Below are 19,232 nucleotides of genomic sequence, written 5' to 3'. Positions count from 1 at the left end.
GCAAGCCGGACGAAGCAGGTTGAGGGTCAGGGAAACAAATGGAATCTCCACGTTGGAACATCATCACGCCATCCCAGTACGAATGGGAACGGCGTGGGCTGGACTTCATTCGGACGGGTCTGCCCAATCACGACCCGTACCGTGCGTGGGCCAATTTCGAATTCCAAACGCCGGACGGGGCGATCTACGAAGTCGATCTACTCGTTCTCACCAAGCAAGGCTTCTGGCTGGTCGAGATCAAAAGCTGGCCCGGTCGTGTCCGTGGTGACGCTGGAACGTGGACCCGCACGCACGAAGGCCGCACCGTCTCCGAAGACAACCCGGTCATGCTGGCCAACCGTAAGGCCAAGGCGCTCGTCTCGCTGCTGAAGTCCCAACAGGCGGTCAAGAAGGTGCGGGTGCCGTGGCTCGATGCGCTCGTGTTTCTGTCTGCCGATGAACTTCAATGCGATCTGACTGGTCCGGCTCGGAACCGAGTCCTCCTGCGAGATCGGCCAGCGGAAGAATCACGCCCCGAACGAAAGGGCATCCTCGCCGCTCTTCTGAACCGTGAAGGACCGGGCGTCGATTCCGATTGTCGTAGCCTGATCGACAGCAAGGTGGCCAAGGCGCTCTCTCGTGCCGTCGAGCAGTCGGGGATTCGACCTTCCCAACGATCTCGTCGAGTCGGCGACTATGTGTTGGGCAAGCTGCTCGCCGATGGTCCCGGCTACCAAGACCGTCTGGCCAAACATGCGTCCTTCGACGACGTGCATTGCCGAGTCCGGCAGTACACCGTAGCCCAAGCATCTTCGGAAGAAGACCGCCAGCGTCTCAAACGGGCGGCGGCTCGTGAGTTCCAGATCATCCAGTCGCTCAACCATCCGAACATCCTCCCGGTGCTGGACTACAAGGAGCATGAGCTTGGTCCGGCCCTGCTGTTCCGTTACCTCGATCCCGAGGCGAGCCAGTTCGATCACTACCTCGCCACCAACTGCCATAAACTGACGACCGAGCAACGGCTCGACATGCTACGGCAGATCGCCGACGCCATCCGTTACGCCCACCGGAAACGAGTCATTCACCGGGCGCTGGGTCCACAGAGCATTTTGGTGACGGATGCCGAATCAAAGTCGCCAACGCTTCAGGTCTACAACTGGCAAGTTGGGGTCCGTGACACCAGCACAACGTCGGGCAGAGTTACCAACGTCGAAGATTTGGTGGAAGCCCAGTCGTTCGTCTACATGTCGCCCGAGGCAATCTCGGATCAGCGTAAGGTGACGGAAGCGTCGGACGTGTTCTCGCTCGGTGCAATCGGATACCACTTGTTCGCCTCCCGGCCACCGGCTGGCAGTCCTTCGGAGTTGGCGAAGACTCTTCGAGAGAACAAGGGGCTTAGTCTGTCCGCCGTCATCGATGGAGTCGGGCCGAAGTTGGAAGAAATGATCCAGTGGTGTACTCACCCGGATGTGAATACCCGAGTCGGATCGGTCGAAGACTTTCTCTCGCTGCTGGATGATGTCGAGGACGAACTGACCGCTCCCGAGGAAGCGTTCGTCCCCGATCCACTACAAGCCAAGCGTGGGGACCGGCTCGAAGGCGGCTACGTCGTTGAGAAAGAACTCGGGCAAGGAGCAACGGCCAAGGCGCTGTTGGTCACGAAAGAAAATCAGCAGTTCGTGTTGAAGGTCGCTCTGACCGAAGATGACAACACCCGGCTCCACGATGAGGCCGAAGCACTGCGGTCGATCCATAGCGAGTTCATCGTTGCCATCCACGACGAGATCGAGATGGCCGGTCACACGGTTCTGGTGTTGCAGAAGGCCGGTGACGAAACACTGGCCGGACTACTTAGGAAAGAAGGTGTCCCCAGCTTCGATCTGCTGTCCCGCTACGGCGACGATCTGTTGTCGGCCTTGGCCTCGCTGGAACGACATGGCGTGGCTCACCGGGACATCAAGCCGGACAACATCGGCATCCGCTCGCTCACCAAGCAGCGCAATCAACTGATCCTGTTCGATTTCTCGTTGACAGGTGCCCCGCTCGACAACATCCGAGTTGGAACGCCGGGATACATCGATCCCTTTCTGGCTAACCGGAAACCTCAGCGTTGGGACTTGGCGGCGGAGCGCTACTCTGCGGGTGTCACGTTGTACGAGATGTCGGCTGGGTTGGGCGTGTTGCCTCAATGGGGCGATGACAAGTCCGATCCCTCTGTGACCGACTGTGAATTGGTCATCGATGCCGAGAAGTTTGACTCCAGCGTCCGAGAAGGACTGACGGAGTTCTTTCACTCGGCCCTGCATCGTGATCCCAAGAAACGGTTCGACAACGCCAAGGAAATGGCATGGGCTTGGGAGCAAGTCTTCCGAGAGGCCGAGCAGCGCAAGGTCCGAACTCCCACTGGTGAAGAAGTCGATCTCAGCGTCACGCTGGATCAGGTCGATCTCAAAACGCCGATTGCCGCTCTCGGTCTCAGCACTCGTGCCCGGAATGCTTTGGAACGTGCCAACATCCTGACCGTGCGTGACCTGCTGCTGTATCCGGTGTTCGAACTCCACTTGATGCGTGGCGTCGGCAACCAGACTCGGCAGGAGATCATTCGCTTCGTGGCCGAGCTTCGGGATCGGTTTCCCGACATCGAAGCGGTTCGGCCTCCGTCATCCACGACCGACGACGAACAAACCGGCATTGTTGCTCTCGAACTGTTGGAGCAGCGGGTACTCGGGGCACGCAGTGCGAAGAAGGAAGCTGAGTGGCGGATTCGTTGTGCGTTGCTCGGAACCAGCGCCCCCGAAGGTCAGGCCGCAGACTTGTGGCCCAGCCAGTCGGAAGTCGCCGACGCTCTGTCACTCACTCGTGCCCGTGTGGGACAGGTGTTGAAGGCGGATCGCAACCGCTGGGCCAAAGACCCACTACTCAATTCTCTGCGTGGCGATCTCTACGAACAGATTCAGCGTCTTGGTGGCGTGGTCACGATTGGCGAGTTGATCGAAGTGACCAATCTCATTCGACCTGCTGCGGACACTCTCGACACCGACAAGCAACAACGCATGGCGTCGGCCATTGCACGGGCGATTGTCGAAACGGAAACCTCACTGGCCGAACCTCGCTTCCAGCTTCGACGTGTGGGTGGCAAAGCCGTGGTTGCCTGCACGCAGGAGGTGGCGACGTATGCAGAGAAGCTCGGTCAGGTGGCGGACGAACTGGCTCAGGCTGATCCACTGTTGCCTCCGCTGCGGGTCTTCCAAGAGTTGTTCGATGTGAGTCAGCCGTCGCTACCGGAAGGCTGTCAGCCATTCAACAACGAACGGCTTCTGCGGCTGGCGGCGGCGATGAGTAGCTCGGCGGCGGTGTCGGCCAAGCAGGAGCTTTACCCTTGCGGGATGGCTGCCGAGCGAGCGCTTCGGTTGGGCATCGGCGCACTCACGGGATTGGGGCTGGGTGACAACGAAGGCGGCTTCTCCATCGATCAGATTCGGTCCCGAGTCGAGAGCCGTTACCCCGAAGCGGAAAGTTTGCCGGATCGCCCGGAACTGGATGCTCTGTTGGAGCGTGTCGGTCTCGATGTGCGTTGGAACCCGGAGACCACGACGTACCATCGGCGGGAGTCGTCGATCATGTACACGTCGGGATCATCCATGCCCCGGCGTCGGACCACGGCGACCAGCACTCGTCAGGTCGAAGTCACGCCCGACATGGCGGATGCTCGGCAATTTGAGGAACGGCTTCAGCACGCCCACGATGAAGGCGGCTTCCTCGTGCTGACGGTTCGGCCCAGTCGGATGCGTGCGTGCGAAGCCAATCTGCTGAAACGGTTCAACGAGGACGGTCGCACGATCCAGCGGGTTTCGTTTGACGATCTGCTGTTTGACTCTCTGCGTGCCGAAGCGCAGGAACTCGATGTGAATTGGAACGTGGTCGAGCAAGCCGATGGCAGTGATCCGGGCAGTCAGGATTGGAAGAATCTGCTCCATCTGGTGAGCATGGCTCAGCCCAAGATCGAAGAGGCCCTGCTCAACCGGGACGAGCATCTGCTGCTCGTGCATCCGGGGCTGATTGCCCGTTACGACATGATGTCGTTGTTGGAAACATTGCGGGACCGCACCGGCCACGATGTGCCGTGCCCCGGTGTCTGGGTACTGGTGGCGACGGACGAACAGAGCGACATGCCGTTCCTTGATGATGCGGAGATTCCGCTGATCTCACCAGGACAACGAGCCAAGGTCTCCGAGCCATGGATCGACAATCTGCATCGAGGGCGGTCTCCCAAACTGGCAACAACGGAATCAATGGAAGCGGGTGGGAAATAATACATGCTGGACATCAAGACTTTACTCCCCGAACTAAAGAAGCTGGTCACGGACCTGTCCGAAGACTTGCTCGCTCGCAGTACGGCCAAGGACGACCCACACAGTGCTGAAGTCGATGCCGGTCTGAGGGAAGCGTACCAGCAGATCGAGAAAGGTGGCCGCACAGCGGATGCGTTTGAAGTCTGGCGAGAGGATTATCTCGATCAGGTCGCCGTGGCATGGGTGCTGGGCTGCGTCTTCGTGCGGTTTATGGAAGACAACCATCTGATTGATGAGTGCTGGCTGGCCGGGAATGGCGACCGTCGCACACTGGCCGAGGACACACACGAGCTTTACTTTCGAGAGCATCCACACGAATCCGACCGGGAATATTTCGAGCATGTGTTTCGGGAAGTCGGCAAGATTCCCGCCTGCCGTGATCTGTTCGCCGAAGGGAAGACGCCGCTGTGGGCCGTGGGTCCGAGTGGTGACATGGCGATGAAGCTGCTGGCGTTCTGGCGAGATGTGGTTCCCGAGACAGGTGAACTCCAGCGGTCGTTTGAAGTCGAAGACGGTGACACCCGCTTTCTGGGTGACTTGTATCAAGACCTATCCGAGCGTGCCCGGAAGAAGTACGCCCTGCTGCAAACGCCGGTCTTTGTGGAAGAGTTCATTCTGGATCGCACGCTCGATCCGGCCATCGACGAGTTCGGCCTCGATGAAGTGCGGATGATCGATCCGACCTGCGGTTCGGGGCACTTTCTGCTCGGTGGGTTTGCCCGACTGTTCGAACTGTGGATCAAGCGGGAAGACAACGAAGTCGTAGCGGCGCAGAAGGCGCTCGATGGGGTCTGGGGGTGCGACATCAACCCTTTCGCAGTCGCCATTGCCCGGTTCCGGTTGATCGTCGCTGCACTAAGAGCCTGTGGGATCAAACGGTTGAAAGATGCTCCAGCATGGAACATCCATTTGGCCACAGGGGACAGCCTGCTGTTCGGAAGCCGTTGGGATAGAGAAGGAAATAAGAAGGGAGAACAGCAGTTCCTCGGTACAGCAGAAGAAAGCTGGGCACCTCACATTTACGCTTGCGAAGACAAATCAGCCGTCTCAGAGGTGCTGGGACAGCAGTATCACGTCGTTGTGGGAAATCCGCCCTATATTACGCCAAAAGACAACGCTTTGAATCAGGCATATCGAGATAGATACTCAACCTGTCATCGACAGTATTCGCTCGCAGTGCCGTTCGCAGAGAGGTTTTTCGATCTTTCATTGTCAGGCAGCGATGCGATAGCTGGATTTGCTGGCATGATTACTGCCCACTCCTTTATGAAGAGGGAGTTTGGGAAGAAGCTGATTGAGTCCTTCTTTCCCACAGTTGATCTAACGCACATCATAGACACGTCGGGGGCATTCATCCCCGGACACACGACATCTACCGTCATTCTGTTTGGAAGGAATCGACCCCCGCTTTCCGACAGTTTGAGAGCGATATTAGGGATCAAAGGCGAATCAGGCACACCTGATGACGCCGCTCAGGGGAAAGTCTGGAAGTCCATCGTTCGCCAGATCGATGATGTGGATTGCGAAAGCGCATTCACATCTGTTGCAGACATGCCACGATCAGGTTTTATGGAACATCCTTGGAATCTAGGTGGAGGTGGTGTTAGCGAACTCAGAGACCGTCTTGAGCAACACTGCGACACTACTCTTGCGGACCACATCGAGTCGATAGGGTTTATGTGCATCACGAAGCAGGACGATGTTTTCGGCCAGCCACAACGCATCTTAAAAGAAGCGGGTTGCGAACAGTCGCAAGTGCGTCCATTCGGGATAGGTGAAGATGTAAGAAATTGGCGTCACACGGAAGGTGACTCCGTGATATTTCCGTATGACGAACAAACAAACACTCTACCGCCAGATGAACTCCCAAAAACGCTTCAATTCATGTGGCCATACCGAACCGTCTTGAAGAATCGAAAGGTCTTCGGAGGGAAGACATATCAAGAGGCAGGAAAGCCTTGGTATGAATACGGTCAAATACCACGGGATCGTATGTGCACCCCATTATCTATTGTCTTCGCATTTGTTGCCACGCACAATCATTTCGCCCTTGATCGGGGGGGCACGATCTACAAGCAGTCCGCACCGATAATCAAGCTCGAAGATACTGCAACTGAGGATGACCACCTTGCTCTGCTGGGCTTGCTCAACAGTTCCTTGGCATGCTTCTGGATGAAACAAGTAATGACTTGCAAGGGGCTGGGCGGCCAAGGTGGTGGAATCAAGCCAGAACATTGGTCTCGTCAATACGAATTCGCAGGTACGATGATGAAGAAGTGCCCTGTTCCTGCTGCGTATCGCTCGCTCACTCCTCTCGCACGCATTATGGATAATCTGGCTTGCGACATTCAACACCAGCTACCGGAATCGATTGTTAAAGAAGGAGTTCAGCAACTGCAATCTCGCTTAGATGTTGGGCGACGAAAATTCGAATCCACACATCTTAAACTCGTCAGCTACCAAGAGGAGTTGGACTGGCATGTTTACGCACTTTTCGATTTGTGTGAACCAACGTCGCTTTCGCCAGCCGTTATAGAAGAGGGACTGCACCCAGAACATCGGCCTGTTGAAAAGTATTTGTTGCGGTCACTTCAATCGGGAAATAAATCAATCTTCTACGATGTTCATTCTTATCGAGGGGCAGGTCAACTAAATGATCTCGCACCCAAGTACAAAGACATGATTGAACACCGAATGAGAATTGCGGATGCTAACTCTAGTATTCGATTGATTGAGCAACTAGATTTCAAGCGACGTTGGCAGGTCGAACCATGGGAAAAGCAGACGGAGCGTGCCCTCCGTAATTGGCTCATTGACCGCCTCGGAGCCCAGCCCTATTGGCCTGATCCATCGTCGCACGAACCTCGATTGAACTCCGTTGCCGAGTTGTCAGACAGAGCCAGCGGAGATCAAGAGTTTTTGCAGGTTGCGGCTGTCTATCGTGGCCGTAATGACTTCGACGTATCGGCACTCGTCGCTGAACTCGTCAAGTCTGAATCGGTCCCGTTTCTGCCAATCCTTTGCTACAAGCCTGCTGGTCTTCGTAAGCGTGAAGTCTGGGAAAAGATGTGGGAACTCCAGCGGAGGGAAGATGCTGGCGAGGAAGTCAGCGAGATTAAGGTTCCCCCCAAGTACAAGTCTTCAGACTTTCAATCTTCTGACAACTGGCGTTTGCGAGGCAAGCTGGACGTTCCCAAAGAACGCTGGATCAGCTTTCCCCACTGCGAAACCGAGAGCGATCCATCTCTCGTCGTCGGTTGGGCAGGCTGGAACCATCTGCAACAGGCAACGGCCATCATATCCTATTACGACGCTCGCAAGCGTGAAGGCTGGGACGCCAAACGTCTGACACCGCTGCTGGCTGGTCTCGATCAACTGTTGCCATGGATTCACCAATGGCATCCCGAAGTCGATCCCGAGTTCGGCGAAACCGCAGGCCAGTCGTTTGAGACGATGCTCAAAGCGGACGCCCACGAACTCGGCCTGACGCTCGACGACATCCGAGCGTGGGAGCCACCGAAGAAAACAAAGACCCGTCGCAAGAGGAAGACGAAATAATGGACAAGCTCATCAGCGACATCCTCGAACTCCCCGACAAGGTGCGCAAGGGCGATTTCGTCCTCAACCTGTCGAAAGGGGTCAACGAGCCGGGAAAGACGCTGGAACAGTATGTCGTCACGCCGCAACTGGTCGCCAGCTTCGATGATGCGCTGGGCTTCATCCGCTCTGCCGTCGATGCGTCCAACAGCAAGGCGTGCTACCTGCACGGCAGCTTCGGTTCTGGTAAGTCGCACTTCATGGCTGTGCTGCACCTGTTGCTCCAGCACAATTCCGAGGTGCGGTCGATTCCCGAACTTGCGTCAGTCTGCGACAAAAACCAATGGGTTGAGGACAAGAAGTTTCTGCTGGTCCCGTACCACATGATCGGCTCCCGTAGCATGGAGTCGGCGATCCTCGGCGGCTACGTCGATTACGTTCAGGATCAACATGCCGGTGCGCCGCTGCCCGGCGTCTATCTGGCCGACGAAATCTTCGAGAACGCCAAGCAGCTTCGGGAGCGGCTCGGCGATGAGAAGTTCTTCGAAGACCTGAATAAAGGCGGGTCCGGGGGAGGCGGCGGCTGGGGAAAACTCGAAGGCTGGAATGCCGAGCGTTTCGACGCCGCCATCGAAGCGCCCCCCAAGAGCAAGGAACGCAGCCAACTGGTCGGCAAGTTGGTCGAGAACATCTTCCCGGCGTTCCGTGGGATCGCTCAAGGGAAAGACGAAGCCTACGTCGATCTGGACGAAGGATTGGCGATCATCAGCGAACACGCCAAGACGCTCGGCTACGACGGCCTGATCTTGTTCCTCGACGAACTGATCCTCTGGCTGGCCACGCACTCGGCGGACCTGAACTTCGTCCAGACCGAAGGCAACAAGCTGGCCAAGCTGGTCGAGTCCCGCAAGGCCGAACGCCCGGTGCCGATCATCAGCTTCGTGGCTCGTCAGCGAGACTTGCGTGATCTGATCGGTGAGAACGTGACCGGCGTGGAGAGCCTGAATTTCTCAGACGTATTGTCCCACTGGGAAGGCCGATTCCACACGATCACGCTCGAAGACCGCAACCTGCCGGTGATCGCTCAGAAACGTGTGCTGAAGCCCAAGAACGATGCGTGCAAGGCCGAGCTTGAGCAGGCGTTCGAACAGACGGCCAAGGTCCGGCAGGAGATCATGGAAGTCTTGCTCACTCGGGAAGCCGACCGTGCGATGTTCAAGCAGGTCTACCCATTCAGCCCGGCGTTGATCCAAGCACTGGTTGCCGTTTCCAGCGCCCTTCAGCGGGAACGGACAGCCCTGAAGATCATGCTGCAACTGCTGGTCAACCGACGTGACACGTTGCGGCTGGGTGACGTGATTCCACTTGGTGATCTTTGGGACGTGGTGGCGCACGGCGACGAAGCATTTACCGATGTGATGCGGGTCCGCTTCGAGAACGCCAAGAAGCTCTACCAGAACAAACTGCGGCCCATGTTGGAGCAGCAACACGAGATCGATTTTGAAGTCGATAAGCAGCGAGCCAAGGAGAACGAGGAGATCGCCGACCGGCTGGCTCGATTCGAGAACGACGACCGGCTCGTGAAGAGCATGTTGCTGTCGTCGCTCGTGCAGGGCGTAGATGCGCTCAAGAACATGACCTGCACTCGGCTGGCGGCACTCAACCACGGCACGATCCGTTCTCGCATTCCGGGCCGGGAACATCAGGTCGTCGCTCAGAAGCTCCGCACATGGGCAGGCATCTGTGGTGAACTGCGAGTCGAAGGCGATCCGGCCAATCCCACGGTGTCGCTCGAACTGGAAGGTGTTGATACCGAGAGCCTGATCGAAGCGGCCCGAGTGTTCGACAATCCCGGCAACCGGCAGTCACGCATCCGGGGAATGCTGTTTCAGTCGCTCGGCATTCCCGATCAGGACGAGATGTTCATTGGCCACAACTTCGTGTGGCGTGGCAGTCGCCGATCCTGCGACGTGCTGTTCACGAACGTCCGTGCGTTGCCGGATGAGTCATTGCGGTCATCGGACGAGTGGAAGCTGATCCTCGACTTCCCCTTCGATTCCGAAGGGCATACGCCCATCGAAGACTTGGACCGTCTGAATCAGTTCCGTGACAAGAACGAAGCCCATCGCACCATCGTCTGGCTTCCGTCCTTCTTCTCGACACGCACGCAAGGTGAACTGGGTAAGCTGGTCATCATCGATCATCTGCTTCGTGGCAGTAACCTCGACCAATACGCTAAGCACCTTTCGATGCAGGACCGGGAGACTGCGAGGCTATTGCTGAAGAACCAGCAGAGCGCTCTTCAGTCTCGGATCACTCAAGTCGTCGAAGCAGCGTATGCCATTCGGAGCGAACCGACGCCGGGATCGCTCGATAGTGCGTATGACATGTCGGAGTCGCACTTCCAGTCGTTGTTTCCCTCGCTGATGCTGCAACGGCCAGTGGGAGCCAATCTTGGCGAGGCGCTGGAGCATCTGCTCGATCAGGCGTTGTCGCACCAGTATCCAAAGCATCCGAAGTTCGGTCAGGAGATCAAACTCGGCAAGGACTTGAAGCAGGTGCTTGCGGTCTGCCAAGAGGCGGCACGCACACAGGATGGCCGCATCATCGTCGATGACAAGTCAGTTCGTCCGAAACTGCGGAACATCTGCAACCCGCTCGATCTCGGCCAGATGCACGAGACGCCGTTCGTCTTGGGCACATTCTGGAAGACGCACTTCAACCGAATGCTGGCTCAGTCCGGCCAACCCCACCCCACGGTGGCCGATCTGAGACGCTGGATGGACCAGCCCGACGAGCGTGGCCTGCCTCGGGAGATTCAGAACTTGCTGGTGCTGGTCTACGCAGACCAGACGAATCGGTCCTTTGTGCGATACGGCGGTAACTACTCGCCCACGATGGACGACATGCCGAGCGAACTGGAGCTTGTCGAGCAGCAGCTTCCTGACGTGAAGGATTGGGAGACCGCTGTTCAACGAGTCTCGGAAGTTTTCGGTCTGGCAATTTCACGGCTGCTGAATGCGTCGAACCTGACGATGCTGGCGTCCAAGGTGGAAGAGAGCGTCGGCGATCTGAAGTCCGACTGCGACATGCTGCCGGATCGTCTGCAATTGATCCTGAAGAACTTGGGCGTTGCCGAAAGTGAAATCGGGAAGACCGACCGAGTACGCACGGCGAAGGCAGTCCGCAAGCTGCTGGCCGACTGTGAAGGGAAAGAGGCGACGGCTCTCGTGGGTGCGATTGCTTCAGCCACGGTGGAAACATCGGGAACGGCAATGGGCCGAAGCTTCAAGTCGGCAACTTCCACTCTCGACTGCCTGCGGAACACCAAGTGGGATTTGTTCGAAGGCGTTTCCCATCTGGCCGACGAACGAAAGACGCAAGCCGACATGTTGATTCAGGACGTGCAATCGGCGTTGTGTACCGATGAGTTGGCATTGGCCGGTGGGTTGGCCTCGAAATTGTCTGAGGCTGAAAGTCGAGCGGTCAAACTGCTGACGCCGCCCAAGCCCAAGCCCGATGATCCGCCACCGCCACCACCACCGCCGCCGAAGAAGGGTTGGAAGCAAGTTGGGACCGGCAGCCGCTCCCGCTTGAGTCACGGCGAATCTCTGGAGGAAGCCCAAGGTCTAGTCCAAAAGTTGGAAGAGAACGACAAGCTCAGGCTCACGATCCACTGGACGTTGGACGAGGAGTCTGAATGAGCGTCGGCATGTTGAGTTCACAGCAAGTGCGGTCCCTCGTGGAAGACAAGTGGCAGCGTGACATCGACGCCGTGGCTGTGGGTCTGCACGTTGCATCCTCGATGCAGGGACCGGGCGAAGTCGAATTTGAGTTCGGAAATGCCAAGGTCGTTCGTGCGGACACCGTGTTCGAAGTCCGTGAAGCACTTCTGGGTGCCGAGAAAGACAACACTCGGATCGTCGTTCTAACCGGGCTTCAGCAGAATGATCTTGGGCACGATGTGGTTGGGCGATTGGCTCGCAGCCGATTGTTCCCTGTCGATCACTGGGCCAGTCTGTGTTCACTGTTCAAGGCGAAGGAACTGGATCGTTCGATTTGCGAACCGGCTATCGCACAGGCGTTGATGGAATACGCCCCGCCTGACGGCTATCCGCCCGTGTCGGCTGGGCTGCTGGATGGCGGAACGGTCTGGCGAGCGATCTGCCGTCACGTCTTTGACATGGGCGAGCGGGAACCCGATCTCGTGTCGTTATTGTTGTGGGCGTCATCGGAGAAAGGCACGAAGCGGTACGAGAAGGCGGGTGACGAGATCGGTGCCAGTCTCCGTCGTCGGCTGGTCCACAATCTCGGCGATGCTGCGGATTCCATCCTGAAATTCATCGAGAGCAAATCCGGGCCGGATGCTTTGGCGCTGGCGGTCGTGTGTCAGGTCGTGTTCGGTTCCGGTGATGATTCCACACTCGACGCTGCTGCCGCTCGGATGGAGCAGTACCACGGGAACAAACCCATTCCCAAGACCGTGGGCCGCACATTGGGCAAGATCGCCGTGGATGCGATTGCCGATCTCGACCGGCATGATGATCCCCGAATCGCCCAGCAGCATTTGCAGCGAGCGGATGAACTCATCAAACAGTTTCTCTGCGAAGACCACGCCTATCGCAACACGCTTTCCCGATTGTCGTTTGAACAACGACTGGGACGCCTCGGCCACGCCATTAAAACGGCGGTCGAAGAGACGACCGAGGACACAATCACCGCCTGCGAAGTGCGACTGGAAAAGATCGCCGAACACCGCATGGCGAAACTTGGACGCAACAAGGATCAGGTCTCGAAAGCAGAGATGGCGGTGCGGCTGGTCCGTTGGCTGAAGCAGAAACCCGGCAAGCACACTTCGTTCGCCGATCAAGCCAATTACCACATTAAAGAGATGTCGTTCGTGGACTGGGCACGGGAGCCGCTGTGCCGTGGCGAAGACGTGGCCGATCTGTCAGCGGCCTATCAGCTTCTCGACCAAACGGTCCTCAAGATTCGTGAAGAGAGAAGCCACACCTTCGCCAAGTCGTTGGCCGACTGGACGGCGGTAGGTTCGAAGCAGGCTGGCGTGTTGGGCGTCGAGGATGTGCTGGACAGCGTTGTCAGTAAAGCGGTCGATGCTGGAAACAAAGTTCTGCTGGTCGTGCTGGATGGAATGAGTTGGGCTGTCTGCCATGAATTGCTGGAAGATATCCGGCAAGACCATTGGTTTGAATCGACGTTGGACGAGTCCGGCGCACCGCCTGCGCCAGTGATCGCAACCATCCCCAGCGTGACCAATTATTCCCGAGCAACGTTGTTGTCTGGCAAACTCACGCATGGGGCACAGAACGTTGAAGACCGGAACTTTAGGGAACACAAAGCACTCGTAGAGGCTTGCGACAAACGGTATCCGCCCGTGCTGTTCCACAAGAAGGACATCACGGAAGGCAACCGAGGAGCAGTCTCCGAAGAGCTTTCCAAGAAAGTGCTTTCACAGGTCCACAAGGTGGTCGGGGTTGTCATCAATGCCATCGATGATCGTCTCGCCAATGCCCAGCAGGTGATCGATCACTGGTCGCTGAGTCGCATCAATCCTCTACGGGCTTTGCTGCGACTGGCACGAGATTCAGGACGGGTCGTCATCCTTGCCAGCGATCACGGACACGTTTGGCATCGGCCTGACGGCACCAATCGTCGCCATGACGACAGCAGCCGTTGGCGCATGAACGATGGCAAGTGCATGGAAGATGAAATCGTCATCGAAGGCGAGCGAGTTGTCGCCGGTGAGAAGTCGATCATCGTGCCGTGGTCGGAAGGTGTTTACTACAAGGTCCAGCATAACGGTTATCACGGAGGGGCGACCCCGCAGGAAATGGTCTGTCCGTTGATCTTGTTGACCGACAAGACCAGCGCCTACACGGGACTGGTACGCTGCGAATACCCCAAGCCCGACTGGTGGTCGGCAGCCCCAGTCGCTACGTCCAAAGTCGAAGAGCCACAGGTCACGATCACCGTGCCTCAAAAAGTTGGTCCTCCGACCCTCTTCGATATGGAGCCGGAACAGAAACCGGCTTCGAAGCCCGAAACGGAAGCGAAGCCTACGGCGGACGGAGCCGAATGGATCGTGGCGCTGCTGAAGTCACAGGCTTACAAAGACCAGAAAGCGATGATCCGCCGACACCCGGTCGAGAACGATGTCATGCAGGCATGTCTGTCGGCATTGGCTGCGAGCGGCGGGATCATGACTCCGACTGCCTTTGCCAAGGCTGCGGAGGTGTCGATGGCTCGACTGGACGGATTGGTCGTGAAGATGCAGCGTGTCCTCAACGTTGATGGATACGAGATTCTCACTTTGGATCGGAACGAGAACCGTGTGGAACTGAATGTTGGCAAATTGAAACGCCAATTCGATTTGGATTGAGTGCATCATGGAAATCAGCCCCGAACGACGCCGAGAGATTATCGCTGCCTTGCGCAAAGGCACGGTGCCACAACGTGGACTCGATTTCCTCGCTGTCGGCCTTCAACGATTTGACAGCGTGATTGCCGAAGAACTGACAGACGTGGCTCAAGGGAGTGCGATCTTCAAGGCCGTTCGTGGTGAGTATGGATGCGGCAAGACGTTCTTCGCTCGCTGGGTGCAGGAGTTTGCCAAGCAGCAGGGATTTGCGACCGCTGAAGTTCAGATTTCCGAGACAGAAACTCCGCTGCACCGATTGGAAACCGTCTATCGCCGAGCGATGGAGCAGCTTTCAACGCCTGACTGCTTCCTTGGGGCGTTTCGTTCGATCCTCGACGGATGGTTCTACGGCCTCGAAGAAGATGTGTTGGCCGAAGGAACCATCGATCCAAGTGATGAGAAAGCTCTGGCGGATCGAGCGGATGAACTATTGGAGCAACGACTCGTCGAGATCACTCGGGCAACACCACAGTTTGCTGCCGCACTCCGGTCCTATCGCACCTCACAGCGAAATGGAGACCACGCCACCGCAGAAGGTCTTGCCGGTTGGTTGGCCGGGCAACCACATGTCGCCGCCTCGATCAAACGAGAAGCGGGGATCAAGGGAGACGTGGACCACTTTGCAGCGCTGAGTTTCCTGCGAGGACTGTTGCTGATCCTAAAGGATTCCGGGTTCTCTGGGCTGGTGCTGGTGCTGGACGAGATCGAAACGATCCAACGTGTTCGTTCGGACGTGCGTGAGAAGGGTCTAAACGCACTGCGCCAGTTGCTTGACGACATCGATGGTGGTCGGTTTCCCGGCCTGTACTTGGTCATCACTGGCACGCCTGCCTTTTACGACGGACCACAGGGGATTCAGCGCCTTGAACCTTTGGCTCAACGCCTGCATGTGGATTTTCCGAGCAATGCGCAGTTCGACAATCCACGGGCGGTGCAGTTGCGATTGACGACCTTCGACCATGATCGATTGGTGGAAGTCGGCACCAAGGTCCGAGATTTGTTTGCGGCTGACTGCAAGGCTCCCGAACGGGTGCGTTCGCTGGCCAACACCGAGTACATCGACACGCTCGCCCGATCAATGACCGGCAAGCTTGGCGGCAAGGTTGGAATCACGCCCCGGCTGTTTCTCAAGAAGCTCGTCGTCAATGTGCTGGACACAATCGATTTGCATGACTCGTTTGACCCTCGAAAAGACTACGAATTGACGCTGAGCAGCAACGAGATGACCCCCGTGGAGCGAGAAGCTCAGGCCCAGAATGTGGATGACATTGAGTTAGATTTGTGAATGCCTTTGACCGACTACATCCTGCACTCCAACATCACATCGTGAACTCGCTCGGATGGCGAGACTTGCGAGAAGTGCAGTCGTTGTCGATTGAGGCGTACCTTACCGGAGCGAATCTGGTCATTCTTGCGCCGACCGCTGGCGGGAAAACTGAATCGGCGTTCTTTCCAGTCATTTCCCAGATGCTCGATGAGTCGTGGTCCGGCGTTTCGATTCTCTACGTCAGCCCGATCAAGGCCCTGCTCAACAATCAGGAACAGCGGCTCGACAAATACATGCGGTTGGTCGGTCGGCGAGCCGCACTTTGGCACGGTGACACGCCGCAGGGGGAGCGCAAGCAGATACTTGCCGAGCAGCCAGACTGCCTGCTGACGACACCAGAGTCTTTGGAAGTCCTGTTGGTTTCACAGAAGGTGGATCATCACCAGTTCTTCAGCAACGTGAAAGTTGTCGTGATCGATGAACTTCACGCCTTTGCGGGTGATGATCGTGGCTGGCACTTGCTCTCGGTATTCTCCCGCATCGGCAAGATCGCCAAGCGAGACATTCAGCGGATCGGGCTGTCCGCCACGGTCGGCAATCCCCAAGAGATGCTGGAATGGCTCTCATCAGGTTCCGAGCGGCCACAGGAAGTCGTCTGGCCGAAAGGGAGTGATACTAAAACGCCTGACGTACAACTCGACTTCGTGGGTTCGCTCGCCAATGCCGCCAAGGTCATCAGCCTGCTTCATCAAGGTGAGAAGCGACTGGTCTTTTGTGATAGCCGCTCACGAGTGGAGCAGTTGGCGGTCTCGCTGCGGCAGCATGGCATCGACACGTTTGTCTCGCACAGTTCGCTCGGCATCGATGAGCGACGGCAGGCCGAAGAAGCGTTCGCCCAGCGCCAGAACTGTGTCATTGTCGCCACCAGTTCGCTCGAACTTGGCCTTGATGTCGGTGATCTCGACCGGGTGATTCAGATAGATGCTCCCGGTACGGTGTCGTCGTTTCTGCAACGCATGGGGCGCACGGGGCGTCGTTTGGGCACAAGCCGGAATTGCTTGTTCCTTGCGACCAATGACGAAGGACTTCTACGAGCAGCGGCCCTGATCGAGCTTTGGCAGCGTGGCTATGTTGAGCCGGTCCAAGCGCCGCCGTGTCCTTATCACATCCTCGCTCAGCAGTTGATGGCTCTGATCCTTCAGGAACGGGGCATCGGGCAGTCGCAATGGCTTCCGTGGTTAGAAAACGTCTCTGGCTTCTCGGAGATGTCAAAGGAGAGGATCACGGAACTCGTCGAGTTCATGGTGGCCAAAGGCATCTTGTGGAGTGACAACGGCATCTTGGCTTTTGCCCCGGAAGGCGAGAACACCTTTGGTCGGCGAAACTTTATGGACATCCTCTCCGTGTTTACTTCGCCGCCGTTGTTCAAGGTGATGTCCGGTCAGAAGGAACTCGGCAATGTCCACGAGTCCACGTTCTACAAGCGAGAAGAAGGTCCGGCGATCTTGGTGTTGGCAGGCCGAAGCTGGAAAACGAAACACTTGGACTGGAAGCGCCGGATTGCCCACGTCGAGCCAACCGACGAAAAAGGGCGATCACGCTGGCTTGGTGAGGGTCAGATGCTCAGCCATGCAGTCTGCCAGAGTATCCGCCGCATCCTTGCCTCAGACGATGATGACCCAGCTTGGTCCCGACGAGCCATGCAACAGTTTAACGAGATTCGAGACGACCACCCGTGGGTCTCATCAGATGCCACCAGCCTTGTTCAGCAACCGAATGGAGAAATTTGTTGGTGGACCTTCGCTGGGGGAGTCGCCAACGCACTTCTGGCGGACCACCTGAAATCTCACTGCGACGTGAAAGCCGACAATCTCTGCCTGAGTTTTCCCACGGCTTCGTCACTCGAAAACGTGTCCGAATACATCGAGGGCGTTCAACCCGAGGCCGTCCAGCCGATCCCGAGCATTGATGCGATGGAGAACCTGAAGTTCTCCGAATGTCTCTCCCCGGAGATTGCCGCTGAGGTGTTTACTTCTCGATTCGATGACCGAATGGCGGTGGCACAAGCCATTGAGGAAAGGCGGCGAGTCGTAGTTTTGAGTCATCCGAACTGAAACAAGGTGTCCTTGGATAATGAGCGACGATATCAAATCCCGAATCACCAGCCATATCAAGAAGGCTGGCATCATTCCGACGAGTTTTGGGGACATCTCCGTTACAGGATCGCTGCTGGGTCAGGGTGGAAATGGCCTCGTATATCCTGTCGATTTCGAAGGCTCTGCTGTAGTCAAACTTTTCGCCGAAGACTTGAGCGGAAAGCCTTCTACTAAGCTGAAACGGTTCCAAAGGGAATATCGTCGCCTGATCCGCATACCGCAACACGACAACCTCATTAGGCTCTTCCATTACGATGTAGTAACACTGGATGATTTGGCTGTCCCGGCCATCATCATGGAGCGTTGTCAGGCTTCGCTGAAAGCCCATGTGCAATCTATTGGAGTGCTTCCAAGGTCTGAACTTCACCGGCTGTGTGACGACATGTGCCGGGCACTCAGTCATATCCACAACCAAGGAATAATTCATCGTGATATCAAGCCCGAGAACATTTTGCTTCGAGAAGATGGAACCTTTGTCCTCGCCGACTTTGGCATCGCATGGTTCGACCCTGAAATGTTTGCAGGGACCGAACTGACAAAGAAAGGTGACCGGATAGCGAACTTCCAGTTTTCCGCCCCCGAACAGTTTGAGAAGGAAGCAAAACTTACCCCTGCTGCGGACATTTTTGCTTTAGGGCAAGTTTTATATTGGTGTGTGACACAGAAGACGTTTCGAGGCGCTTCACCTCCGACGATGGCACTGATCGACGAAGATTACGCCCAGTTCGATGAAGTCGTACCTCTAATGTCGAGGCAAGAGCCAGCGGAACGACTTCAATCTGCAAAAGTTGTAATTGACACACTCAGTGAACAGGACCAGCATCGAAAAACGCAGAAATGGCACGCACATGTGATCGATTGTTTGGAGAGGTTCGAGCGCCTACTGCGGCGACATACTCCCGGCCAGAGGGGAATTGTCCATCTCACCGAAAAGAAGGAAATCGATGACTTAATTGAGTCTCTTTCTGTAATCAGTGATTCGCACGAATTGTGGTGGACTAAAGGAGATGCAAATGCCGCCATTAGGGTCATGGAGAGAAGCGACGATCAGCATTGGTTATTCGGCTGGACGGAATACAAAATCACAGACTGTTGGGTGACCCGAGATTCAGGACTTGACCGCTGTTCAGTGTTGATTCGGTCCGATGCTATGCCACCTTTTGGAATCTACGGCGACCATGACGGTGAAGACGAAGTGGCCGGGCTATTTGATGGCCGCTACATCGACTACCGTCAGCATGACGACGGCTTCGCAAGCATCGACGGTGATGTTGTTGAATTGGCAGGTCGGTCACAACTGCGGCGTAGGTATCTACTACCGACCTACTTCTTCGTAGCAACCAAATACAATTCGGTGCTAGTTCAGGCGGCAGATAAAATGATTGATCCACTCATCAAGGCTCTTAACTCAGGCCAGTCTGTTCAAGTAGAGCAGTTGCAAGCACTACAACGGCTCCCGAAACACGAAGTGTCCCGAATGTACGACTAGCAAGAAGGGAGTG

At 56.6% G+C, this 19,232-nt stretch carries 7 protein-coding genes; all 7 read left to right on the top strand.

The features are described 5' to 3' along the window. The first annotated feature begins 38 nt into the window (after positions 1-38). Genes pglW through G6R38_RS25180 form a run of 7 tightly spaced genes read left to right on the top strand, consistent with a single transcriptional unit; the run spans position 39 to position 19,219 of the window. Positions 39-4,292, top strand: a complete 4,254-nt coding sequence (gene pglW / locus G6R38_RS25210; protein ID WP_166831571.1) for a BREX system serine/threonine kinase PglW — start codon at positions 39-41, stop codon at positions 4,290-4,292. 3 nt (positions 4,293-4,295) lie between these two features. Beyond that, positions 4,296-7,889: a BREX-2 system adenine-specific DNA-methyltransferase PglX gene (gene pglX, locus G6R38_RS25205; RefSeq protein WP_166831570.1), complete on the top strand. Its 3,594-nt coding sequence runs from the start codon at positions 4,296-4,298 to the stop codon at positions 7,887-7,889. Next, complete coding sequence (locus G6R38_RS25200) at positions 7,889-11,572, top strand: phage resistance protein (RefSeq protein ID WP_206028721.1); 3,684 nt, start codon at positions 7,889-7,891, stop codon at positions 11,570-11,572. Before pglX ends, G6R38_RS25200 begins: the two co-directional genes overlap by 1 nt. Before the next feature lie 8 nt (positions 11,573-11,580). Beyond that, entirely contained in the window at positions 11,581-14,268 is a 2,688-nt protein-coding gene (pglZ, locus tag G6R38_RS25195; protein WP_206028720.1) for a BREX-2 system phosphatase PglZ, read from the top strand. Between the two features lie 7 nt (positions 14,269-14,275). Continuing rightward, on the top strand, positions 14,276-15,592 hold the full coding sequence (gene brxD / locus G6R38_RS25190) for a BREX system ATP-binding protein BrxD (protein WP_166831568.1): 1,317 nt from the start codon (positions 14,276-14,278) through the stop codon (positions 15,590-15,592). Beyond that, positions 15,589-17,688, top strand: a complete 2,100-nt coding sequence (locus G6R38_RS25185; protein ID WP_166831567.1) for a DEAD/DEAH box helicase — start codon at positions 15,589-15,591, stop codon at positions 17,686-17,688. The genes brxD and G6R38_RS25185 overlap by 4 nt, the downstream gene beginning before the upstream one ends. 19 nt (positions 17,689-17,707) lie before the next feature. Continuing rightward, complete coding sequence (locus G6R38_RS25180) at positions 17,708-19,219, top strand: serine/threonine protein kinase (protein ID WP_166831566.1); 1,512 nt, start codon at positions 17,708-17,710, stop codon at positions 19,217-19,219. Positions 19,220-19,232: the final 13 nt, after the last annotated feature.

Source organism: Thalassoroseus pseudoceratinae (genome assembly GCF_011634775.1).
Taxonomy (GTDB): Bacteria; Planctomycetota; Planctomycetia; order Planctomycetales; family Planctomycetaceae; genus Thalassoroseus; species Thalassoroseus pseudoceratinae.
Note: the sequence above shows the minus strand (reverse complement) of the source record. Positions and strands in the feature narration are given on the sequence as shown.

What these genes read in the sequence shown, in the direction of transcription:
- G6R38_RS25200 (WP_206028721.1), top strand. Translation starts at nt 7,889, where the DNA reads ATGGACAAGCTCATCAGCGACATCCTCGAACTCCCCGACAAGGTGCGC.
- pglZ (WP_206028720.1), top strand. Translation starts at nt 11,581, where the DNA reads ATGTTGAGTTCACAGCAAGTGCGGTCCCTCGTGGAAGACAAGTGGCAG.
- brxD (WP_166831568.1), top strand. Translation starts at nt 14,276, where the DNA reads ATGGAAATCAGCCCCGAACGACGCCGAGAGATTATCGCTGCCTTGCGC.
- pglW (WP_166831571.1), top strand. Translation starts at nt 39, where the DNA reads ATGGAATCTCCACGTTGGAACATCATCACGCCATCCCAGTACGAATGG.
- G6R38_RS25180 (WP_166831566.1), top strand. Translation starts at nt 17,708, where the DNA reads ATGAGCGACGATATCAAATCCCGAATCACCAGCCATATCAAGAAGGCT.
- pglX (WP_166831570.1), top strand. Translation starts at nt 4,296, where the DNA reads ATGCTGGACATCAAGACTTTACTCCCCGAACTAAAGAAGCTGGTCACG.